Annotated in this window: 20 protein-coding genes and 1 tRNA gene; 9 read left to right on the top strand and 12 right to left on the bottom strand. The window is 65.7% G+C overall.

Annotation, left to right across the window (positions count from 1 at the left end; translation table 11 throughout):
* The first annotated feature begins 52 nt into the window (after window positions 1-52).
* Together cysS and ACFOOQ_RS01820 are read left to right on the top strand one after the other, a co-directional pair.
* Complete coding sequence (gene cysS / locus ACFOOQ_RS01815) at window positions 53-1432, top strand: cysteine--tRNA ligase (protein ID WP_379720898.1); 1380 nt, start codon at window positions 53-55, stop codon at window positions 1430-1432.
* Window positions 1433-1442: 10 nt separating this feature from the next.
* Window positions 1443-1868 (top strand): SufE family protein, encoded by a 426-nt coding sequence (locus tag ACFOOQ_RS01820; protein WP_379720901.1) that lies wholly within the window; start codon window positions 1443-1445, stop codon window positions 1866-1868.
* A 10-nt stretch (window positions 1869-1878) separates the two neighbouring features.
* Here the strand turns inward: ACFOOQ_RS01820 and ACFOOQ_RS01825 are convergent, their stop codons facing one another.
* On the bottom strand, window positions 1879-2343 hold the full coding sequence (locus ACFOOQ_RS01825; RefSeq protein ID WP_379720904.1) for an iron-sulfur cluster assembly scaffold protein: 465 nt from the start codon (window positions 2341-2343) through the stop codon (window positions 1879-1881).
* A 133-nt stretch (window positions 2344-2476) separates the two neighbouring features.
* Here ACFOOQ_RS01825 and hisI point away from each other — a divergent pair, with 133 nt between their 5' ends.
* Both hisI and ACFOOQ_RS01835 read left to right on the top strand, forming a co-directional pair.
* Complete coding sequence (hisI, locus tag ACFOOQ_RS01830) at window positions 2477-2941, top strand: phosphoribosyl-AMP cyclohydrolase (RefSeq protein WP_379720907.1); 465 nt, start codon at window positions 2477-2479, stop codon at window positions 2939-2941.
* A gap of 156 nt (window positions 2942-3097) precedes the next feature.
* Window positions 3098-4528, top strand: coding sequence for a hypothetical protein (locus ACFOOQ_RS01835; protein WP_379720910.1), 1431 nt, complete (start codon window positions 3098-3100; stop codon window positions 4526-4528).
* A 4-nt stretch (window positions 4529-4532) separates the two neighbouring features.
* Here the strand turns inward: ACFOOQ_RS01835 and ACFOOQ_RS01840 are convergent, their stop codons facing one another.
* Window positions 4533-5810, bottom strand: coding sequence for a molybdopterin molybdotransferase MoeA (locus tag ACFOOQ_RS01840; protein WP_379720913.1), 1278 nt, complete (start codon window positions 5808-5810; stop codon window positions 4533-4535).
* Window positions 5794-6339, bottom strand: coding sequence for a molybdopterin-guanine dinucleotide biosynthesis protein B (mobB, locus tag ACFOOQ_RS01845; protein ID WP_379720916.1), 546 nt, complete (start codon window positions 6337-6339; stop codon window positions 5794-5796). The genes ACFOOQ_RS01840 and mobB overlap by 17 nt, the downstream gene beginning before the upstream one ends.
* Window positions 6340-6667: 328 nt before the next feature.
* Between mobB and ACFOOQ_RS01850 the strand changes: the two genes are divergently transcribed.
* Both ACFOOQ_RS01850 and ACFOOQ_RS01855 read left to right on the top strand, forming a co-directional pair.
* Entirely contained in the window at window positions 6668-7270 is a 603-nt protein-coding gene (locus tag ACFOOQ_RS01850) for a superoxide dismutase (protein ID WP_379720919.1), read from the top strand.
* Between the two features lie 149 nt (window positions 7271-7419).
* The gene (locus ACFOOQ_RS01855; RefSeq protein ID WP_379720922.1) at window positions 7420-8658 is read left to right on the top strand and encodes a cation:proton antiporter domain-containing protein; all 1239 of its coding nucleotides are present in this window, start codon (window positions 7420-7422) and stop codon (window positions 8656-8658) included.
* Here the strand turns inward: ACFOOQ_RS01855 and mobA are convergent, their stop codons facing one another.
* The 3 genes from mobA to ACFOOQ_RS01870 are packed head-to-tail and all read right to left on the bottom strand — an operon-like array spanning window position 8659 to window position 10782.
* A complete protein-coding gene (gene mobA / locus ACFOOQ_RS01860; protein ID WP_379720925.1) occupies window positions 8659-9276 on the bottom strand; it encodes a molybdenum cofactor guanylyltransferase MobA in 618 nt (205 codons plus the stop codon).
* Window positions 9277-9298: 22 nt separating this feature from the next.
* Window positions 9299-9730: a CBS domain-containing protein gene (locus ACFOOQ_RS01865; RefSeq protein ID WP_379720928.1), complete on the bottom strand. Its 432-nt coding sequence runs from the start codon at window positions 9728-9730 to the stop codon at window positions 9299-9301.
* A gap of 50 nt (window positions 9731-9780) precedes the next feature.
* Window positions 9781-10782, bottom strand: coding sequence for an exopolyphosphatase (locus ACFOOQ_RS01870; protein WP_379720931.1), 1002 nt, complete (start codon window positions 10780-10782; stop codon window positions 9781-9783).
* Between the two features lie 252 nt (window positions 10783-11034).
* On the opposite strand from ACFOOQ_RS01870, the gene ACFOOQ_RS01875 reads away from it, so the two are divergent.
* Window positions 11035-11124 (top strand) — tRNA-Ser (locus ACFOOQ_RS01875).
* Between the two features lie 848 nt (window positions 11125-11972).
* On the opposite strand, the gene ACFOOQ_RS01880 is transcribed toward ACFOOQ_RS01875, so the two are convergent.
* From ACFOOQ_RS01880 to ACFOOQ_RS01905, 6 genes are all read right to left on the bottom strand, one after another.
* The gene (locus tag ACFOOQ_RS01880) at window positions 11973-12764 is read right to left on the bottom strand and encodes an enoyl-CoA hydratase/isomerase family protein (protein ID WP_379720934.1); all 792 of its coding nucleotides are present in this window, start codon (window positions 12762-12764) and stop codon (window positions 11973-11975) included.
* 23 nt (window positions 12765-12787) lie between these two features.
* Window positions 12788-14401 carry an AMP-binding protein gene (locus tag ACFOOQ_RS01885; protein WP_379720937.1) on the bottom strand — a complete coding sequence of 538 codons (1614 nt, stop codon included), beginning with the start codon at window positions 14399-14401 and terminating at the stop codon, window positions 12788-12790.
* A 66-nt stretch (window positions 14402-14467) separates the two neighbouring features.
* Window positions 14468-15880, bottom strand: coding sequence for a TRAP transporter large permease (locus ACFOOQ_RS01890; protein WP_379720940.1), 1413 nt, complete (start codon window positions 15878-15880; stop codon window positions 14468-14470).
* Window positions 15784-16314, bottom strand: coding sequence for a TRAP transporter small permease subunit (locus tag ACFOOQ_RS01895; protein ID WP_379720943.1), 531 nt, complete (start codon window positions 16312-16314; stop codon window positions 15784-15786). Before ACFOOQ_RS01895 ends, ACFOOQ_RS01890 begins: the two co-directional genes overlap by 97 nt.
* Before the next feature lie 116 nt (window positions 16315-16430).
* Entirely contained in the window at window positions 16431-17477 is a 1047-nt protein-coding gene (gene dctP / locus ACFOOQ_RS01900; RefSeq protein WP_379720946.1) for a TRAP transporter substrate-binding protein DctP, read from the bottom strand.
* A gap of 177 nt (window positions 17478-17654) precedes the next feature.
* Window positions 17655-18485, bottom strand: a complete 831-nt coding sequence (locus ACFOOQ_RS01905; protein ID WP_379720949.1) for a PaaI family thioesterase — start codon at window positions 18483-18485, stop codon at window positions 17655-17657.
* 124 nt (window positions 18486-18609) lie between these two features.
* Between ACFOOQ_RS01905 and ACFOOQ_RS01910 the strand changes: the two genes are divergently transcribed.
* Together ACFOOQ_RS01910 and ACFOOQ_RS01915 are read left to right on the top strand one after the other, a co-directional pair.
* Window positions 18610-19050: a MaoC/PaaZ C-terminal domain-containing protein gene (locus tag ACFOOQ_RS01910; RefSeq protein ID WP_379720952.1), complete on the top strand. Its 441-nt coding sequence runs from the start codon at window positions 18610-18612 to the stop codon at window positions 19048-19050.
* Between the two features lie 61 nt (window positions 19051-19111).
* Window positions 19112-20713 carry an acyl-CoA carboxylase subunit beta gene (locus tag ACFOOQ_RS01915; RefSeq protein ID WP_379720955.1) on the top strand — a complete coding sequence of 534 codons (1602 nt, stop codon included), beginning with the start codon at window positions 19112-19114 and terminating at the stop codon, window positions 20711-20713.
* The last annotated feature ends 1 nt before the right edge of the window (window position 20714 follow it).

A 20714-nucleotide genomic window follows, 5' to 3' on the forward strand; every position in this document is an offset into this window, starting at 1 on the left:
TGCGCTTCGCCGCGCATACCCTATATTCCGGGCCAAGGAGATCGGCCCGGCCATGCAGATTCAGCTCTACAACACGCTGACCCGCCAGAAAGAGAATTTCGTCCCGCAGGATCCGCAGCGGGTGACAATGTATGTCTGCGGCCCGACCGTCTACAACTACGCCCATATCGGCAATGCGCGGCCCGTGGTCGTCTTCGACACGCTCTACCGGCTGCTGCAGCAGGCCTATCCGCAGGTCGTCTATGTCCGCAACGTCACCGACGTCGACGACAAGATCAATGCCGCCGCGAAGGCCGAGGGTGTGCCGATCGGCACCATCACCGAGCGCTATCACACTGTCTACAGCGACGACATGGCAGCACTTGGCGCCCTGCCGCCGGTGATCGAGCCGCGCGTGACCAGGCATATCCCCGCCATCGTCGCGATGATCGAGCGGCTGGTCGCCAGCGGCCATGCCTATCCGGCCGAGGGCCATGTGCTGTTCAGCGTGCCGTCCTTTGCCGAATACGGCCGGCTGTCGGGCCGCAGCCGCGACGACATGGTCGCCGGCGCCCGCGTCGAGGTGGCCCCCTACAAGCGCGACCCGGCCGATTTCGTGCTGTGGAAGCCTTCGCCGCCCGACCTGCCCGGCTGGGACAGCCCCTGGGGCCGCGGCCGGCCGGGCTGGCATATCGAATGCTCGGCGATGATCGAACAGAATCTCGGTCCCGCCACCATCGACATCCATGGCGGCGGCCATGACCTGATCTTTCCGCACCACGAAAACGAGATCGCCCAGAGCACCTGCGCCCATGGCGGCCGGCTGTTCAGCCGCTACTGGATGCACAATGGCTTCGTCAACATCGAGTCCGAGAAGATGTCGAAGTCGATCGGCAACGTGCTGCTGGTGCACGACCTGCTGAAGCAGGCGCCCGGCGAGGCGATCCGGCTGGCCCTGCTGTCGGCGCATTACCGCCAGCCGCTCGACTGGACCGCGGCCGGCCTGCGCGAGGCGAAGGCCCAGCTCGACCGGCTCTATCGCGCCCTCGATGGCCTGAAGGATGTCACGGCGGGCAGCGACACTGCCCCGGACGGCTTCGTCGCCGCGCTGGCCGACGACCTCAACACGCCGAAGGCGCTGGCCGAACTGCACCAGCTTGCCAGTGCCGCCAACAAGGCAACCGACCCGGCTGAACGCGCCCGCCTGAAGGGCCAGTTGCAGGCCGCCGGCCGGCTGCTCGGCCTGCTGCAGCAGGACCCGGCCGCCTGGCTGAAGGGCGACGTGGCCGCCGATGTCGACGTGGCCGAAATCGAGGGGCTGATCGCGGCCCGCCGCGCCGCCCGCGCCCGCAAGGACTGGGTGGAATCCGACCGCATCCGCGATACGCTGGCGGCACGCGGCGTCCTGCTTGAGGACAAGGCCGGCGAAACCACCTGGCGCGTGGCGTCGTAAGGATCAGACCATGAGCGAAAGCATCCAGGAAACCCAGCAGCAGATCGTCGAGGATTTCGCGCTCTTCGATGACTGGATGGACCGTTACCGCTTCCTGATCGACCTCGGTCGCGCCCTGCCGCCCTATCCGGACGAGTTGCGCACCGACGACTGGCGGGTGAAGGGCTGCATCAACCGCGCCTGGCTGCATGGCGAGGCGCGCGACGGCCATGTCTATTACCAGGCCAGCAGCGAATCCGAGATCGTTGCCGGGCTGATCGCGCTGCTGCTGAAAGTCTATTCCGGCCGCACGGCGCAGGAGATTGTCGATACGCCGCCCGACTTCCTCGACAAGATCGGCGTGTGGGAAAACATCACCTCGAACCGGATCAACGGCCTGAACGGCATGATTGCGCTGATCCGCAACGTGGCAAAGGCCGAACTGAAGGCCGCCTAGGTCCCAGATCTTAAGCGCTGGCCGACTGCCGGCCGGCCTCGATCTGGTCGATCGCCTTGACCACCGCCTCGAAGGGCAGCAGCACGGCATTGTGGCGCGCCTTGTGCTCGCGCACCGGGGTCAGCACCGCAAGATCGGCAAAGGCGCCGCCGGCGAAATCCGCACCCGGAGGCGGGCCGTCCTCCTTCAGCATCCGGCGCATGATGCCGACCAGTTCACGCAGGGCAGCAGCATCCTGGCCGACCACATGCTGCCCCAGGATCGCGGCCGCCGCCTGGCCGAGCGCACAGGCGCGGACCTGCTGGCCGTAGCCGGCGACCCGGCCGTCCGGGCCGAGGCTGACATCCACGGTGATCCGGCTGCCGCACAGCGGACTGTGGTGCGTCACCGTCGCATCCGGCGCCGTCAGGCGCTCGGTCTGGCCGATATGTGCCGCAAAATTAAGGATTTTCTCGTTGTACAGGGCATTCAGCATGACAGCTCCGGCGGCTTGGCTTGAAGCAGGGGCCGCCCGACGATATATAACGGCCCATCTTTGAAGAGCAATCCGGCATCTTGCCGCCCGGTCCCGAATGTGACCGCGGCCCCGCCGGGACAGGAGCTGACCCGTGTTTTCCAAGCGCGTTTCCGTGGAACAGGTCGAGGAAGGCAGCGACCTGGCGCCGAAGTTCGACGCCGAAGGCCTGCTGCCCTGCGTGACCACCGATGCCGACAGCGGCGAGGTGCTGATGCTCGGCTACATGAATGCCGAGGCGCTGACCCGCACCATCGCGACCGGCGAGGCGCATTACTGGAGCCGTAGCCGCAAGGTGCTGTGGCACAAGGGCGCCACCTCGGGCCTGGTGCAGAAGGTGGTCGAGCTGCGCATCGACGACGACCAGGATGCCGTCTGGCTGCGCGTCAAGATCCCCGGCGATGCCTCCTGCCATGTCGGCTACCGGTCCTGCTTCTACCGCTCGGTGCCGACCGGCCAGCCGGCCGACCAGCCGGTGGCGCTGAAGTTCGAGGAAACCGAGAAGACCTTCGACCCCAAGGCGGTCTACGGCGACGCGCCGAACCCGACCATTCTCTGAGCCGGCTGGCCGGGCGGCGGCCCCGTCCTGCCGGATCGCGCCCTGAGGTTGCGCTTTGACAAGACTGGGTACAAGCAGGGTATAGTTTCGCGCAGGGGAGCATCAGGCCGGCATGGACAGCCGCCACCAACCATCGGTCGCCCCTCCGGGAGCCGCATGACTCAACCGCCGCCAAAAACCTTCATGGGCAAGATCGGTGGCTACCTGTTCGGCGACGAGGAGGCGGCCCCGTCGCCGCATAAGCATCCGGCGACCGAACCTCCCAAGGGCGCGCAACGGGCGTCTGCGCTTCCCGAGAAGCTGCCAGCCGGCACGATGCAGCTGATCGGCCTCGGTGGTGTTAAACGGCAGCTGGGCGACAAATGGGGACAGCGGTCCGAGCAGATTATCGGCCTGGTAGAGGGCATATTCCGGCGCCGCCTTGATGCCACCGATGTCTTTTACAAGGTCGACGACGAAAACTATCTGATCCTGTTCACCCGGCTCGGCCGCCAGGAAGCGGCCTTCAAGGCCAAGGTCATTGCCGACGAGATCCAGAAGCTGGTCGTCGGTGAGTTGCCGGCGGGGCACGAGGTGATTGTCTCCTCGACCGTGGCGGAAGTGGATCGCAGCCTCGTGCTGCAGAAGGTCAACTCGCTGCAGGATCTTGTCGAGTATGTCCGGGCATCTGTGGCTGCCGACGATACCGAAGACGGCAACGTCACCTTTTTCCACCAGGGCGCCGAGGCCGATCCGGAAATCGTACAGCCGTCAGCGAAACCGACCGTCACCGGTGCCGGCCCCGATCTCGCAGACCTCGATCAATCGCTGGCCGGCCTGTTCCAGAAGAAGACCGTGGCCGCTTTCCTCAAGGAATGCCAGGCCGGCTTCTACCCGGCTTTCAGCATCAAACGGCGCAGCTTCGACGTTTATCATTCCGTGGTCACCCATACGCCGACCGGGCGGCCCGCTCTGGAAATCGATGATCCGTTTCTCGAGAATCCAGCCGATCTGCCGTTCCAGCTCGACCGCTATACCCTGACCACCGGCCTGCTCGGCATCCACCGCATGCTGACCAGCGGACGCAAGGGCATCGCCATCATGTCGGTCAATTTCGACACCCTTGCCCAGTCGAAGCTGCGCGACGTTTACTTCGCCCGGCTGAAGGAAGTTCCGGCCGGCATCTCCAAATTCCTCGGCATGGCCATCCACAACATACCCGCCGGCACGCCGGCCAGCCGCGTCGCCGAGGTGATGGCCTATATCCAGCCGTTCTGCTCCACGCGGGTCCTGCATATCCCGCCGGACTTCCGCTTGATCGACATCTACGCCACCACCGGCTGCCACACCTTCTCGACCTGGGTTCCCCAGGATGAGCCGGATATCGGCAAGCGGCTCAATATCCTGTCGAACTTTGCCAAGCGCGCCGGCCTGCATCGCATGGAATCCGTGCTCGCCTATGTTGCCACTTCCGACGACGTCTCGACGGCCATCGCGGCCGGCTTCGGCTTCGTCGAGGGCGACGCGGTTGCCCCCATCATCGACACCCCCGGTTTCGCCGACACGCTGAAGCCCAACCACATTCTCCGCCAGGTCGGCAGCAGCTGAACCGTTACAAACCCAGTCCCTCGAAGCCATAAAATACAACCCGGTCGCCGGGCCGCAGGCCGGTGCTGTCTTCGGCCAGTTCGATCACGCCATCGCTGCGGGTCAGCGACGTGAGGATGCCGGAGCCATCGACGGGATAGGGCTGCGCCAGCCAGCCGCCGGCACCATCATCCCGCAGCGAAACCCGCAGCCATTCGCGCCGCCCCGGTTTCTTGTCCCAGGCGAAATCCGCGGTCACCGGATAGCCGCGCGGGCGCAGCGGCACATAACCGCCCAGCCGCTGCAGCAGCGGCCCGGCGAAAAAGGCGAAGGTCAGCGCCGCCGCCACCGGATTGCCGGGCAGGCCGAAAACCGGCACGGCGCCGATCTGGCCGAGCGCCACCGGCTTGCCCGGCCGGATCGCCAGCCGCCACATATGCAACTGCCCGCCGGCGGCAGCGATGGCGTCCTTCACATGGTCCTCGGCACCGCCCGACACGCCGCCCGACGTGACGATGGCATCGTGATCTCGTGCTGCTGCGGCGAAGACGGCCGCCAGATGATCGCGCCGGTCTGGCTGGATGCCGAGATCGCTGACCACGCAGCCAGTCCGCGCCAGCAGGGCCGCCAGCAGCGGCCGGTTGGCATCATGGATGCCGCCCGGCGGCAATGCCGCGCCCGCCTGGTGCAGTTCATCGCCGGTCGACAGCAGCGCGATGCGCAGCGGCCGGAATACGGGCAGCACCGCATGGCCGGCGGCGGCGGCAAGCGCCAGGTCGGCCGGGGTCAGCCGCCGGCCCGCCGCCAGCATCGCAGCGCCGGCGCGGATATCCTCGCCGGCCAGCCGGCGGTTGGCGCCGCGGGCAATACTGGGCGGGATCACCACCTGGCCGTCTTCCAGCCGGCAGTCTTCCTGCATCAGTACGGTATCCGGCCCGGGCTGGCCGGCAATGCCGGCCGGCATCGGCGCGCCGGTCAGCACCAGCACGGCGCTGCTGCGCGCCTGCCCGGCGGCCAGCGGATGCCCCGCCGCGGCACGGCCGGCCACCGGCAGGCGGGTTTCGCCATCCGGCGACAGGTCGGCATGGAAGACGGCATAGCCATCGACGGCGGAATTGTCATGCGGTGGCACGGATCGTTGTGCCGCCACCGGTTCTGCCAGCGCACGGCCAGCACAGGCGGCCAGCGGCAGGGTCTCGGCCGCGGCCACCGGCTGCAGGCGACCGAGCAGGCCGCCGAGCGCCGCGCCGAGCCCGGTCAGCGCCCCGTCATGGGCGAAGCAGTCGTTACTCAGCCGCGCCACGGCGGGCCCCGGTTGCGGCCGCGGCCGCCGCGTCGCCGTCCGCCAGCCAGCGGCGGATGAACGCGGCAATGCCGGCCACGTCGCCGGCATCGAGCAGCGGCACAGTCAGGCCGTCGATCGGCGCGTCGCTCGCCACGGCGATGATCTGCGGATCGTCGGGCTGCAGCATCGGCTTGCCGGTATCGGCGCGCCAGACCTCGATCTTCGGATGCGCCTCGCGCTTGAAGCCCTCGACCAGCACCAGATCAACCGGTGTCAGCCGCGCCAGCAGTTCGGCCAGCCCCGGTTCCGGCTCGCCGCGCAGCTCGCGCATCAGGGCGAAACGCCGCGCCGAGCTGATCAGCACCTCGCTGGCGCCGGCCGCACGATGCCGGTAGGAATCCTTGCCCGCCTGGTCGACGTCGAAGTCGTGATGGGCGTGCTTGATGGTCGAGACCCGCAGGCCCTGGGCGACCAGCAGCGGAATCAGGTCGGCCAGCAGCGTGGTCTTGCCCGATCCGCTCCAGCCGGTAATGCCCAGTACCTTCATATCGTCCGTATCATTGTGCCCGGAGAGCCGCCCGGCCGGTTCCGGCCCGGCGGCCGGTCGCGCCCGGCTGGCAGGATCTTTGCCGCCCGGCTTTGAAATATTCTCTCGGACCCGACTATAGTATTGAGACAACAGGAAAACCAGCCGAGGCCGGCGCCCGCCAGAGGGGGGCCGCGACAGCGGCCGGCGGTACTGGCGGGCCCGGGCGTCAAATTATCGCCATGTCTCTGGTGCAGCTTGGTTTTCCTTTGCCGGCCGATGCTCTATCTAGGGCCTCGGCCGACTGGCACCCAGAGCAGACCAGGATACAGAAAGAAGGAGCGAAATAATGAGTGCCCCATTTACCATGAAGCCCCTCCCCTATGCCGATGACGCCCTGAGCCCGGTGATCAATGCCGGCACCATCGGCTTCCACTACGGCAAGCACCACACCACCTATCTCAACAACCTGAACAACCTGCTGGCCAATGACCCGCTGAAGGACAAGAGCCTGGCCGAGGTCGTCAAGGCGGTTGCCGGCAAGCCCGACAAGGCTGGCGTCTTCAACAACGCCGCCCAGGTCTGGAACCACGATTTCTACTGGGACAGCCTGCGCCCCAACGGTGGCGGCAAGCCGACCGGCAAGATCGCCGACCTGATCAAGGACAGCTTCGGCGACTACGACAAGTTCAAGGCCGATTTCGCCGCCGCCTGCGTCGGCCAGTTCGGCTCCGGCTGGGCCTGGCTCTGCCTCGAGGGCGGCAAGCTGACCATCCGCAAGACCCCGAATGCCGAGACCCCGATGACCGTCGACGGCGTCAAGCCGCTGCTAACCATCGACGTCTGGGAGCATGCCTATTACCTCGACTGGCAGAACCGCCGCCCGGATTATGCCAATGCGGTGATCGACAAGCTGCTGAACTGGGAGTTCGCGGAAAAGAACCTCGGCTGAGACTTCTGCCAGACCGCGACACAAAGGGCGGCGGCCTTCCGCCGCCCTTTTATTTTGGCCGTTAACGGTTGCGTAAGGTCGCCGCATCACAAGAAGAAGGGCAGGCCGGCCCGCCAGGTCAGTGGATTTGGGGCCGAGGGATTTTCGCAATGGCGCATGACACACCGCTGATCACGATGCTGGCGCTCGCCTTCGTGATCGCCTTTGCCTTCGGCTTCGTCGCCCGCCAGTTCAAGCTGTCGCCGCTGGTCGGCTACCTGCTGGCCGGCATTGCCGTCGGCCCGCATACGCCGGGCTATATCGCCGATACCGTGCTGGCACAGCAGCTGGCCGATGTCGGCGTCATCCTGCTGATGTTCGGCGTCGGCCTGCATTTCTCGACCCGCGACCTGATGGCAGTGCGCTGGATCGCCATCCCCGGCGCGCTGGCGCAGATCGCCGTCGCCAGCCTGATGGGCTTCGGTGTCGCCCAGGCCTTCGGCTGGGGCCTCGGCGGCGGCGTGGTCTTCGGCCTGTCGCTGTCGGTGGCCAGCACGGTGGTGCTGCTGCGGGCCATGGAAGCGCGCGGCGACCTCGGCAGTCCGGAAAGCCGCATCGCCGTCGGCTGGCTGATCGTCGAAGACATCTTCATGATCCTTGCCCTGCTGCTGCTGCCCACCCTGGCCGATACGCTGGGCGGTCGCCCCTCGGTCTATGCCGGCGACAACCTGCTGCAGGATATCGCGCTGACCGTGGTCAAGGTCGCCGCCTTCGCCGGGCTGGCGCTGGTGGTCGGCAAGCGGGTGATCCCCTGGCTGCTGGCCAAGGTCGACGCCACCGGCTCGCGCGAGCTGTTCACACTGGCCGTGCTGGCCGCCGCGCTCGGCATCGCCTGGGGTGCCGCCGTGCTGTTCGACGTCTCGTTCGCGCTCGGCGCCTTCTTCGCCGGCGTGATCATGAATGAATCCGACCTGAGCCACGATGCCGCCCAGCGTTCGCTGCCGTTCCAGGATGCCTTCGCCGTGCTGTTCTTCGTCTCGGTCGGCATGCTGTTCGACCCCGGCATCGTGACGAGTGCGCCGCTGTCGCTGCTGGTGGTGCTGCTGATCATCGTCGGCGGCAAGTCGCTCGCCGCCTTCCTGATCGTGCTGGCGTTCCGGCATCCGCTGACCACCGCGCTGACCGTCTCGGCCAGCCTCGCCCAGATCGGCGAATTCTCCTTCATCCTCGCCGGCTTCGGCGTCGCCTACGGGCTGCTGCCCGAGGAGGGCCGCGACCTCATCCTGGCCGGCGCCCTGCTGTCGATCGCGCTCAATCCGCTGCTGTTCCGCCTGCTGCAGCCGGTCGAGGCCTGGCTGCTGGCGCGGCCCGACCTGCTGCGCCGGCTCGGTGCGCGCGATTCCGGCTAGCTAGCGCGCCGTCGCCAGCAGCCGCCCGGCTACAGCAAGGTCGTCCGGCGTATTGACGTTCAGGAAGGGATCGACCGGACCGGTGGCGAAGTCGACCAGCGCCAGCCGATGCCGCGCGGTCCAGTCGGTTACCTTCCGCAACCCGTCTGCCAGGGCCCGGCGCAGGTCGTCCTGCAGGCCGAGCGGCCACAGGCCGGCGACCGGATGCACCCGGCCTGCCGAGACCGCACAGGCGATCTCGGCGCCGGCGGCAGCGCGCGCCGCCGTCAGCCGCGCCACCAGGTCGCACGGCAGGAAAGGCGCATCGCCCGGCACGGTGACGATGTCGCGGATCGCCGGATCGAGCCAGCGCGCCCAGTCCATGCCGGCGAGGATGCCGGCCAGCGGACCGGGATGATCCGGCAGGGTATCGGCGATCACCGGCAGGCCGAAAGCGGCGAAGCGCGCCGGATTGCCATTGGCGCTGATCGCCAGGCCGGCGACCTGCGGGCCCAGCCGGTCGATGACATGGGCGAGCAGCGGCCGGCCGCCGAGCGGCTGCAGCGGCTTGTCGCCGCCGCCCATGCGCCGCGCCTGGCCGCCGGCCAGGATCACACCGGGCACGGGAGGATGCGTCATGCCGGCCTGTATAGCGGCTTTCTCAGCCGGTGGCGATGTACTGCCGCAGCGCCTCGGCCTCCAGTTCGGTATCGGCAATGCGCCGCTTCACCACGTCGCCGATCGAGATCATGCCGGTCAGGTGGCCGTCATCGACCACCGGCAGGTGGCGGATGCGCCGCTTGGTCATCAGATGCATGATGTCCTCGATGGTGTCCTGGCTCGAGCAGACCATCACGTTCTTGGTCATGATGGTATCGGCGCCCTGCTGCAGCAGGTCGGCACCGATCATCGCCAGGCCGCGCACCACGTCACGTTCTGAAAGGATGCCGGCGATGCCGCCTTCGGGCCGCATTACCAGCACGGCGCCGATGCCCTTGTCGGCCAGTAGTTGGCAGACCGCCTCGATGCTGTCTCCGGGGCGGACGCTGATCACGCCACCCCGCTTGTCCTTGAGTATAGTCGCCACATTCATGGTCGTTTCCTCCGTAGAACGCGCCGCACCGGCGCCGGTCGATCACTGCCCTAGAGGTCCTCCCGCAGGGACTGCACGATTTCGGCCAGCACCCGTTCGGCCTGGTCGTTGGGCACCTGGCAGGTGCCGGCGCCGGCATGGCCGCCGCCGCCGTAATGCAGCAGCAGCGGGCCGATCTCCAGGCTGGGCGCGCGGCCGAAGATGGTCTTGCCGACCGCCAGCACCGTGTTGCGGCGGTTCACGCCCCACAGCACATGCACCGACACGTTGCACTGCAGGTACAACGCATAGACCATGAAGCGGTTCCCGGCCCAGATCGGCTCCTCGCCGCGCAAGTCGAGCACGACGACGTTGCCCATCACGCTGCCGCAGCGGCGCAGCTGCTGGCGGAACGGCTCGACATGTTCGAAATACAGCTCGGCGCGCTCGCGCACGTCGGGATGCGCCAGCACCGCCTCGACATCGCCGCCGGCACTGAGCGCGATCAGCTCCTGCATCAGCTGGTAGTTGGAAATGCGGAAGTCGCGGAAGCGGCCGAGCCCGGTACGGGCATCCATCAGGAAGGCGAGCAGCACCCAGCCCTTGGGGTCGAGCACCTCGTCGACCGTGAAGCGCGCGGAATCGGCCTTGTCGACCGCGGCCATCAGCGCATCGAAGCGGCGCGGGAAACGGTCAAAGCCGCCGAAATGGTCCCACACCACGCGGGCTGCCGAATCGGCGCCCGGCCGGATGATGTGGTTGGCGGCGCGGCCGTTGCGCGGGCCGGCATCGCGGCCATTGCCGGGACCGGTGCCGGCACCCGCGGCGCCCGCGCCATTCGCGCCGACCCGCAGCTCCTCGCTGAGATGGTGGTCGAAGCACAGATGGCAGCCCGGCACATAGGGCAGGTTGGTGATGATGTCGCGCGCGCCGATCTCGATCTGGCCGTCCTGCATGTCCTTGGGGTGGACGAAGCGGACGTCGTCGATCAGGTCCAGGTCCCGCAGCAGCACGGCGCTGGCCAGGCCGTCGAAATCGCTGCGCGTGACGAGGCGGAACTTGCCGCTGTCCATGGGGCCTCCCGGGCGCATGCCATAACTCAAGTCTCCGCCAAGGCCGGCGCCGTGACAAGCCCTCCGGCGGGGTCCCGGAGCGCCGCCGGAGCGCTCCCGGGCCGGCTGGTAAGCTGCTGAATCGCCGGCAGGATCAGGCCGGTCAGACGAGTGCGGCAGGGCGGCGGGAAGGCTTGCGGGGGCGGGTGGCATCGGTTAAGGTCCGCGCCGCTTTCGACCCCCGGCCGGGCTTGCGCCCTGCCGGACCCCTGCGGAGAGGTGCCAGAGTGGTCGATCGGGGCGGTCTCGAAAACCGTTGTGCGTGCAAGCGTACCGTGGGTTCGAATCCCACCCTCTCCGCCAGATCTTCATATAATATATTGATTTTTATGTATTTTTTAAAATACACCCTTATCTACCCATCTTTGCACCCATCCTCAGCTAGCCTCCCCCTCTGAGCTGAGCTTCACATAAATACAACCACTACTGCGCTTTCTTTTGATGACCGAAATCATTCGTTGCAGTTATGCTTCGTTTGGGTAAGGCATTACCGCATCAAGGTTGTACTGCGGAATTGGGGGGCGTAGCTTGTCCGCTGAACTCGATCACCGCGCGCGAAAGCGCGACGCCGTAAGTGGTCGCGCAGACATATATCTACACCAACAGGGCTTCAGGTTCGTAATCGAAGTTAAACGAGCTACTAGCTCTAAATGGTCTCGATACTCTCTACGTCCATTTTTAAAGCAGGCATCTGGATACCAAGCCACAGACAAAAGGCTCGGAATCTTGGCAGTGCTAGATCTTTCACGGCGCTCTCCTGGCATACCTCATTTTGACGAATGCATGGGTGTTCACCAGCGGCGAATTAGCCGCCATGATGTTCGATATGTTGTAGTTATGCGGGTACCTGGCAATAGAGGAGCACCCTCCGCGCAGAAAAGGACGCGACGTCGGGACAAGCAAATATCGAGCGCCACCTAATGGACTGTCTTATCAGAAGTCAGGACAAATGATCGGTAACCGCCGGATCTCAGAGTGAAGACAAATTCCCTTACAAGGGGGGCCATGAAGCGGTTTACTATTGCTGCAGCCCTTATCGCTCATCTGTTCGAGAAGCGGGCGCGGGCTTTTATAAAGTTCCCAAGCGTACGACAGGATCGATTCCCCTCACCCGCTCCAGGCTTCAAGCCATACCGGCCAGTATCGCCGCTTCAGCCGAATTTGGGCGGCCGCTTGGCGTGGAAGGCGGCGATGCCTTCGGTCCAGTCGGCGCTGCCGATCAGCAGGCTCAGGGCCTCCAGCCCGAAGCGGCGGGCGCTGCGCAGGTCAGCATCCTCCGACAGATAGATGGATGCCTTGCTCTGGGCGACCGCCCGCGGGCTCAGCGCCTTCAGCCGTTCGGCCAGCGCCAGGGCCTGGGGCAGCAATGCCTCGGGTTCGGCGATGGCATAGACCAGACCGCGGCGCTCGGCCTCTTCGGCAGTGACATGGGTGGCCAGCAGGATCCATTCCAATGCCTTGCTGCGGCCGACATGGCGGATCAGTTTCTGCACGCCGCCGGCCCCGGCGATGGCGCCGAGCTTGACTTCGGGCAGGCCGATGCGGGCCGTGGTGGCCATCAGGCGAAAGTCGCAGGACAGGGCGAGTTCGCCGCCGCCGCCGAGCGCGAAGCCGTTGATCGCGGCGATCACCGGATAGGGCTGCTCTTCCAGGCTGTCGAAAACCCGGGCGATGCGGTCGAGATAGGTATCGCGCAGGGTGAAGCCGGCGTCGGGGCCCAGCCGGTCATCGGTGAAATAGTCCAGATGCGCACCGCAGCAGAAGGCCCGGCCGCTGCCGGTGATGACGAGCGCCCGCACGCCCGAACCCTTGAGGCTGGCAAGGGCGCCCTCCATGCCGTCCAGCAGGGCGTGGGTCAGGGTGTTCATCTCGGCGGCCCGGGTGAGCGTGATCTGGGCCACATTCTCGGCCGGCCAGGTCAGTTCCAGCGCTTCGTTCTTCATCGCATACCTTCCTCTGACGCGATCTAGCGCGTCACCTTGATGCCGGCCTTCTCACGGTCCCAGAGCCTGTCCATGTTCTCGACCGCCCATTGCCGCAGCTTGTACTTCTCGATCTTTTCCGAGGCGGTCTTCGGCAGTTCCTCGAGAATATGCAGGTACCGGGGCACCATGAAATACGGCATGTTCGCGTCGCAGAAGGCAATGATCTCGGCGAAATCGATCCGCACGTCCGGATTGGCGACCAGGCAGACCAGCACGTCGTCTTCGCCCAGTTCCGAGGATACCGCAACGGCCGCCGCCTCGCGCAATGCCGGGTGGCGGGAGATGATCATTTCCAGCTCGTAGGCCGAAATATTCTCGCCGCGCCGCCGGATCGCATCCTTCTTGCGGTCGACGAAATAGAGATAGCCGTCGGCATCGAGATAGCCGCGATCGCCAGTGTGGAACCACAGCGACGACATGGTCCCCAGGGTTTCCTTCGGCATTTCGAAATACCCCTGCATCATGATGCCCGGCACCGCGGGTCGCACGGCGATCTCGCCGACTTCGCCCGGCGACAGCAACCGGTCCTCGTCATCCAGAATCGCCACCTCGGTATAGGGATGGACGCGGCCGGCCGAGCCGGCCTTTTCCGGCGGCTCGTCGGGGCCGTACAGGGTGGCGGCAAAAGTCTCGGTCTGGGCGAACAGGCTGGTCAGCCTGATGCCCATTTCGCGGAACGGCCGGCCCGCATCCTCGTCCAGCGCCGGCACCACCATGCACTGACGCAGCCTGAGGCGGCTGCGGTCGAGGCGGCCCAGTTCCTTCAGCACGATGTTCGCCATCGCGCCAAGGGCGTTGGTCTGGGTGGCCCCGCAATCCACGACCTCCTGCCAGAAGCGCGACCCGGAGAAGCGTCGCGATACGACAAGCGTGGCGCCGCAGAGCAGCGCCGGCATCATCGAGTACCAGAGGGCATTGCCGTGGAACAGCGGCAGGCAGGTATAGAGGATGTCGTCCGCCGTATAGCCGTATCCCGTGGCCACCTGGTCGCCCACGCTCAGCCCCTGGGAGTGCGGCGCCACCACGCCCTTGGACGGGCCGGTGGTACCCGACGTGTACATCAGGAACATCGGGTCCCGGTACGAGACCGCCACGCCGGGGGGCGTATCGGGCGCATCCTCGAGCGCCGCAAAGGGCATCGTTGTCAGACCGCCGGAACCGCCGGCGCCATCCCCCGTGGGGCCCGGCACCACGATCACCGTGTGGATCGCATCGCTCTTGCGCAGGTAATCCTCGGCACGCGGCAGCAGATCTTCCTCGACGATCAGGACGCTGACCCTGGAATGGCCGAGCAGATAGCCCAGCAGTTCGCCCTTGGCAGCAGTGTTGAAGGGGACCGCCACCGCGCCCAGCTTGCCGAGGCCGAAGACCGACCACAGGAATTCCGGGCAGTTGCCGAGCAGCAGGCCGACATGGTCGCCCTTCTCCACCTTCACCTTGTCGCGCAGACCGTTGGCGACGCGGTTGGAATGGCGATCGGCGAAAGCATAGGTGAAATCCCGGCCTTCGAAGGAAAGAAAGGTCTTATCCCCGCGGCCGACAGCATGTCTGCCCAGCACCTCGCCGATTGTGCTGTGAACGACGCCGTACGGCATGCTCCTGTCTTCTCTTGCCATCTGCCAGTCTTGCCTTCTTCCGATGGTCTGCTTTATCCGGGGCCGCTACAGCGGCCAGAGAACGATCTCGGGAACCATCACCAGCAGCACGGTCAGGCCGATCTCCATCAGCACGAACGGGATGCAGCCGATGAACACATCCTTGAGCGGCAGGTCGGGCACGGCGCCCTTGACCACGAAAACATTGAGGCCCACGGGCGGCGTGATCAGGCCGATCTCCACCGCCTTGACCACCAGAATGCCGAACACCACCGGATTGACGCCGGCATGCTGGATGATGGGAAAGACGATGGGCATGGTCAGCAGCACCATCGAGAAGCCGTCGATGAAAGCACCGAGGAAGAGGAACGGCACCAGGATCAGCAGCAGCAGCATATGCTGCGGCAGATCGAAGCTGCCGGCCCACTGGGCGACCTCGACCGGCAGACGGCTGGTGGTGAGCGCCATGCTGAACAGTCCGGCGCCGATGATCAGGCCGAAAACCGCACAGGTCACGGACCCGCTTTGCTGCAGGCCGTTCCAGATGATGGTGAAGCGCTGCGGTTTCAGCAGGACCATGATCATCACGACGAAAGCGCCGAGGGCCGCAGCCTCGTTGGGTGTCGCCAGGCCGAGGTAGATAGAGCCGATGACCAGCACGAACAGCAGGGCCGCTTCCCAGGTCATCAGCAGGCTCTTGAACCGGTCGGCCATCGTCACCCGGACCGGCCCGGCTCGGCCGGCGGCGATGCCCGCACCGCGGTAGCCCACGGTGCGCGGGCTGAGATAGCCCACGATGGTAATCCCGACGATGTAGGCGACCGCGGTGAGGATACCCGGGATTAGCGCGCCCACGAACAGCTGCACCACCGAGGTGCCCGTCGCCAGGCCATAGATGACGAGGATGCTGCTCGGCGGGATCAATACGCCGAGCGTGCCACCGGCCGCCACGCAGGCTGCCGCGAGGCGGTTGCTGTAGCCGGCGGCGCGCATTTCGGGGATGGCGACATTGGCAATCGACGAAGCGGTGGCGATGCTCGAGCCGCTGACCGTGGAGAACACGGCACAGGCAAAGACCGTGGCCGTGGCAAGGCCGCCGCGCAGGCCGCTGGTCATGATGTTGGCGGATTCGAATGCCCGACGGGACATTCCCGTCACGAAAGCCATCTGGCTCATGAACATGAACAGGGGCACGACGACGAAGCCGAAATTCGCCACATAGGAATACGGGAAAGTGGCCAGCACGTAATCGAAGCCGGCCGGCCCCCTGGTGATGAGAATGCCCAGCATGCCGCTCGCCATCAAGGCAAAAGCAATAGGCATTCCGATGATGAGCAGCGCGAGAAGCGCGCCAATGATAATCGCGCCCAGCTCGATCGGTGTCACTGGTTTGCCCCCCTGCCTTGCGCGTTTCCGCTCGCCGGGATGACTGAACCGCCGAACATCAGCCGGGATACGTCGCAGAGCAGTTGCAGCCACAGCATCACCAGCCCGAACGAAATGATGATGCGGGCCGGCCAGACCGGAAAGGTAATCGCGCCGAAGCTCATCTCGCCACGCAGGGTCGACGACCAGGCTTCCCGCCCCGTGTACCAGGCCAGCAGCCCGATCACGACCGCGGAGAGTAGCGTCACCAGCAATTCCTGGATGCGGCGGACGGCAGGCGGCAGGATCGCCACCATAATCTCGACGGAGAAATTGGCCTTGCCGGCCTGAACCGAGGCAAGACCGAGATAGACCAGGACCAGAAGCAGCAGGGTGCTGAATTCCGTTGCCCCCAGGATCGGAGCGTTGAAAGCTGCCCGCAGGGCGACGTCCAGGATGACCGTGATGGTGATGATCAGGGTGGCAAGGCCCGACAGGACCCCGAGAAACCCACTCAGCTTTTCAATCGCTCGGATTACGCGCTGCATTATCGGAATTCCATCCGCTCGGAGCTGCCAGCCATCTTGTCGGCGATCTGGCCGATCATTTTATGTCGAAGACGGATACCGGCCCGGGAGGAGGAATCCGGGCCGGCACCAACGGATTATTTCGCCTTGCTCGTCTTGGCTGTGTAACGCAGCAGGCCGGGCAGGTAGTTATGGTTGCCGACGTTCTGCGCGACCAGTTCGCGGTACTGATCGAGGAAGGCCGCGCCATCCACACCGCGCTGGCTCGCGGCAGCGATCCACTTGTCCCACAACGGCTTGGCCACGGCGTCGCGCACCCGCTTCTTCTCGGCATCGCTCATCAGCACGACCTTGGTCTTGTTGGCCGCAATGAGGGAATCGACGGCCTTGTCGACCATCCCGTCCATGATCGAGGCGTAATGGTCGGGAACCTTTGCGGCCACTTCATCGATCGTCTTCTGCACGGCAGGCGACAGCCGCTTCCAGGTGTCGAGATTGATCGACGTGCTGGATACGGCATAGACGCCCATGCCACCGCCGTCCGACACATAAGGAGCGAACTCGTGCAGGCCGACCGAGATGCTGGTGAGGAAGGGCGCCGACGAGAAACCATCGATGACCTGGCGCTGGAGTGCCCCCACGGCGTCGCCGAAGCCCATCGATACCGGCACCGCGCCGAGGATCTTGAGGGCATCGGCGATGCTCATGACCGAGCGGATGCGCATGCCCTTGAGATCTTCGACCGTCTTGATAGGCTTGGATGACCAGATGGTGTTCTCGGAGAAGCCCAGCGCGTAGAGCAGCTTGACGTTCTGCTTGGTGTATTCGCCGGCCAGTGCCGGCGCTTTGCGGGCAAGCTGGTTGAAGGCATAGGTGACGGCGACGGAATCGTCGGTGATGTAAGGCAGCGTTACATTGCTCAGCACGTAGTCCGATGACTGGAAGGCCGCCGGCACGCTCATGCCCATATCGACCGCACCGCGCGACAGGCCGGGATAGATGTCCGGACCACCCAGCATGGCACCACCCAGGAAGGTGTCGAACTTCACGGCACCGTTGGTCTTCTGCTCGACCTCCTTCATGAACCAGGTGTCGACCTGCACCAGCGGGTCGTTGGCACCGAAGTAGGTGGCGTAGCTCAGAGTCTCCGCGGCCCGGGCCGCTCCGGCGGCTCCGAGCAGCATGCCTGCGACTGCGAGTGATGCGGCGACACGCAGCCCAATTCTCCGTGCCTGATGATGGCTCGACATTGGATTCCTCCCCTAGAGGCCTCGGCACTATGCCTTTGGCTTATTTTCTAACAGTCGTCAGTTAGTATAATTGTATTCAGCCGCCTTGCAAGCACAATCACCGCCTGTGCCCTAGATCCACACGAAGGTGAACATCCCCCGGGCCGTGGTACGCCCGGCTTGCTGGCACGACGTCACCTCCACCGACGCCACCGATGCGCCGCGCCGTTCGATCACCGCGCGCGCCACTGTGTCGGCGGCGCCGGCGAAGCGCAGGAAACTGAAATGGGCCGTGATCAGTCGCGCCGGCCGCCTGCTTTCGGCGGCCAGGGCTGCGCAGGCGGCCTGCTGTAGGTGGGCCGCGACCGCCCCGCCATGCAGCGACGGCAACGACCCGTTGCCGACAAGGCCGGGGCGGAACGGCATCCGCAATCCGGCATCATCCGGCACGAATCCCATCAATGCCTCATAGTCGGGTGCGGTTGCCGGCGGCGGTGCGGGCCGGACGCTCGCCGCCTCGGCAGGCGGCAGGCGGCGGCGGATAAACCGGCCAGTGGCATGGGCAAGAGTGGATTTTTCGCCATTTTCCAGTGCTTCGGCCCGCATCATCACCATGCCGGCCTCGGGCTGTCCGCCCACATCCACCGGCGCGGTCAGCACCAGGCAGGACGCCTCCGGGGACGGCTGCCGCAGATAGTCGATCCGCAGGTCGACAGTGGCGGTGCCTTCGCGGAATCCCAGGGCCATCATGGCGCCGATCCCGCAGGCGCTGTCCAGCACGGTGGCCAGCGGGCCGATCCCGATATGACGCTCGCCGGCCCCGGCCAGGAACGGGGCATAGGGCAGTTCCAGAGTTACCCGTCCGTCCTCCGCAAGGCCGTAGCGCACGCCGATTTCGTCATCATGGGCGATTCGTCCGCCCAGGACCCGCGCCAGCCCCTGCTCGATCGGAATCTGCTGCATCCGAATCTCCTCCCTGCCGATCCGCCGGCTGCAGGGCGGAAGTAGCCGTTGCAGACCTCGGGCGCATGCGATAATCTAACTAACACTCGTTTTGTTATTTTGTCGAGAAGGAGAATATCGAGCCATGGGCCTCACCTACGAGGAATTCCATCAGGGCCAGAGCTGGACGACCCAGCGGCGCACGGTGACCGAGGCGGATGTGGTGATGTTCTGCGGCGTCTCGGGGGACTTCAATCCGCTGCATTCCGACGAGGAGCACTGCCGCGGCACCCGTTTCGGCACCCGCATCGCCCATGGTCCGCTGGGCATGTCGATGGCGATCGGCCTGATGTCCCAGCTCAATCTCATCAATGGCACTGCCCTCGGGCTGCTCAACCTCAATTGGGATTTCCGCGGGCCGATCCGGCTCGGCGACACCATCCATGCCCGCGTCACCACCGATGCGCTGCGCCGGACCAGGGCCGGCGACGGCATCGTCACCCTGCGCTTCGCCGTGGTGAACCAGAAGGACGAGACGGTGCAGGAGGGGACCGCCACGCTGCTGATGAAGGCCGCCGCCGGCTGAACGGCGCGGAAAAAGAAAACATTCGGGCCGCACCTCCAATATCAGGGGTACAGGGAAGGCAATGACCGTTCTGCATAGTTCCATCGACCCGCGCGATTCCGGCTTTATCGCGCGACAGCAAGCCTACGTACAATTGATCGACCAGTTGCACGATCGGCTGGACTGGGCGCTGGCCGGCGGTGGCGAGCGCATGGTCGAGCGCCATCACGCCCGCAACAAGCTGCTGGCCCGCGAGCGCATCGACCTGCTGATCGATCCCGGCACGGCCTTCCTCGAGCTTACGCCACTTGCCGCCTGGGGCCTGTATGACGGGCAGTTGCCAGGCGCCGGCATCGTCACCGGCATCGGCACGGTGCGCGGCACGGCCTGCATGATCATCGCCAATGACGCCACCGTGAAAGGTGGCAGCTTCTACCGCGAGACCGTCAAGAAACATATCCGGGCCCAGGATATCGCCGCCGAGAACCGGCTGCCGGTGCTTTACCTGGTCGATTGCGGTGGCGCCAACCTCAACCAGATGGAAGAAGTCTTCTACGACGAGAACCATTTCGGCGGCACTTTCTATCGCCAGTGCCGGATGTCGGCCGATGGGCTGCCGCAGCTGGCCGTGGTGTTTGGCGAATGCACCGCCGGCGGCGCCTATATACCGGCCCTGTGCGACGAGTTCGTGATGGTCGACGGCAATGCCTCGATCCACCTGGGCGGACCGCAGATCGTCCGGGCCGCGATCTCCGAAGTGGTCGACCGCATGGATCTGGGTGGTGCCGCGCTGCATACCTTCAAGTCCGGCGTCAGCGACCATATCGCCCCCGATGAGCGTTCCGCCCTCGGCCGCCTGCGCGACATGGTCGGCGCCCTCGATTACACCCAGCCCTTCGAGCACAAGATCACGGCCCCGCGGCCGCCGCTGTTCGATGTCGCCGAGATTCCAGGCATCGTCGGCACCGACCTCAGCCGCCCCTTCGACCCGCGCGAGATCATCGCTCGCCTCGTGGACGGCAGCGCCTTCCACGAATTCAAGCCAGACTGGGGCGAAACCCTGGTCTGCGGCTTCGCCCATATCGAGGGCTTTCCCGTCGGCATCATCGCCAACAACGGTGTGCTGTTCGCCGAAGCCTGCCTGAAGGGCACCCATTTCATCGAACTGTGCGACCAGCGCGGCACGCCGCTGCTGTTCCTCCAGAATACCACCGGCTTCATGGTCGGCAGCGAGGCCGAGATCGGCGGCATCTCGAAGCATTCAGCCAAACTCGTCTACGCCATGACCAATGCCCGCGTGCCACGTTACACGGTGATCACCGGCAGCTCCTATGGCGCCGGCAACTACGGCATGTCCGGTCGCGGCTTCCGTCCGCGCTTCCTGTTCATGTGGCCCAACGCCCGGCTCGGCGGCATGAACCCCGACATCGGCAGCGCGGTGCTGATGGACCTGCGCCGGGGCTCGATCAACAAAGGCGCCGCCAATGACGAGGAGCTGGCCCGCCATGAGGCCGAGCTGCGCCGCATGTTCGACGAAAAATCCGACCCCTATTTCTGCACCGCCCGCCTGTTCGACGACGGCATCATCGATCCGCGCGATACCCGCCGGGTCCTGGGGATCTGCCTCGCGCTCGGCAGCATGCGTCCGGTCCAGCGGCCGGCCCGACCCGTCTACAGGATGTGAG

This window comes from Ferrovibrio xuzhouensis (assembly GCF_042648965.1).
GTDB lineage: Bacteria > Pseudomonadota > Alphaproteobacteria > Ferrovibrionales > Ferrovibrionaceae > Ferrovibrio > Ferrovibrio xuzhouensis.

Coding starts and splice junctions, on each gene's coding strand:
- cysS (WP_379720898.1), top strand. CDS start 53: ATGCAGATTCAGCTCTACAACACGCTGACCCGCCAGAAAGAGAATTTC.
- ACFOOQ_RS01820 (WP_379720901.1), top strand. CDS start 1,443: ATGAGCGAAAGCATCCAGGAAACCCAGCAGCAGATCGTCGAGGATTTC.
- ACFOOQ_RS01825 (WP_379720904.1), bottom strand. CDS start 2,343: ATGCTGAATGCCCTGTACAACGAGAAAATCCTTAATTTTGCGGCACAT.
- ACFOOQ_RS01835 (WP_379720910.1), top strand. CDS start 3,098: ATGACTCAACCGCCGCCAAAAACCTTCATGGGCAAGATCGGTGGCTAC.
- mobB (WP_379720916.1), bottom strand. CDS start 6,339: ATGAAGGTACTGGGCATTACCGGCTGGAGCGGATCGGGCAAGACCACG.
- ACFOOQ_RS01850 (WP_379720919.1), top strand. CDS start 6,668: ATGAGTGCCCCATTTACCATGAAGCCCCTCCCCTATGCCGATGACGCC.
- ACFOOQ_RS01855 (WP_379720922.1), top strand. CDS start 7,420: ATGGCGCATGACACACCGCTGATCACGATGCTGGCGCTCGCCTTCGTG.
- mobA (WP_379720925.1), bottom strand. CDS start 9,276: ATGACGCATCCTCCCGTGCCCGGTGTGATCCTGGCCGGCGGCCAGGCG.
- ACFOOQ_RS01865 (WP_379720928.1), bottom strand. CDS start 9,730: ATGAATGTGGCGACTATACTCAAGGACAAGCGGGGTGGCGTGATCAGC.
- ACFOOQ_RS01870 (WP_379720931.1), bottom strand. CDS start 10,782: ATGGACAGCGGCAAGTTCCGCCTCGTCACGCGCAGCGATTTCGACGGC.
- ACFOOQ_RS01880 (WP_379720934.1), bottom strand. CDS start 12,764: ATGAAGAACGAAGCGCTGGAACTGACCTGGCCGGCCGAGAATGTGGCC.
- ACFOOQ_RS01885 (WP_379720937.1), bottom strand. CDS start 14,401: ATGCCGTACGGCGTCGTTCACAGCACAATCGGCGAGGTGCTGGGCAGA.
- ACFOOQ_RS01895 (WP_379720943.1), bottom strand. CDS start 16,314: ATGCAGCGCGTAATCCGAGCGATTGAAAAGCTGAGTGGGTTTCTCGGG.
- dctP (WP_379720946.1), bottom strand. CDS start 17,477: ATGCTGCTCGGAGCCGCCGGAGCGGCCCGGGCCGCGGAGACTCTGAGC.
- ACFOOQ_RS01905 (WP_379720949.1), bottom strand. CDS start 18,485: ATGCAGCAGATTCCGATCGAGCAGGGGCTGGCGCGGGTCCTGGGCGGA.
- ACFOOQ_RS01910 (WP_379720952.1), top strand. CDS start 18,610: ATGGGCCTCACCTACGAGGAATTCCATCAGGGCCAGAGCTGGACGACC.
- ACFOOQ_RS01915 (WP_379720955.1), top strand. CDS start 19,112: ATGACCGTTCTGCATAGTTCCATCGACCCGCGCGATTCCGGCTTTATC.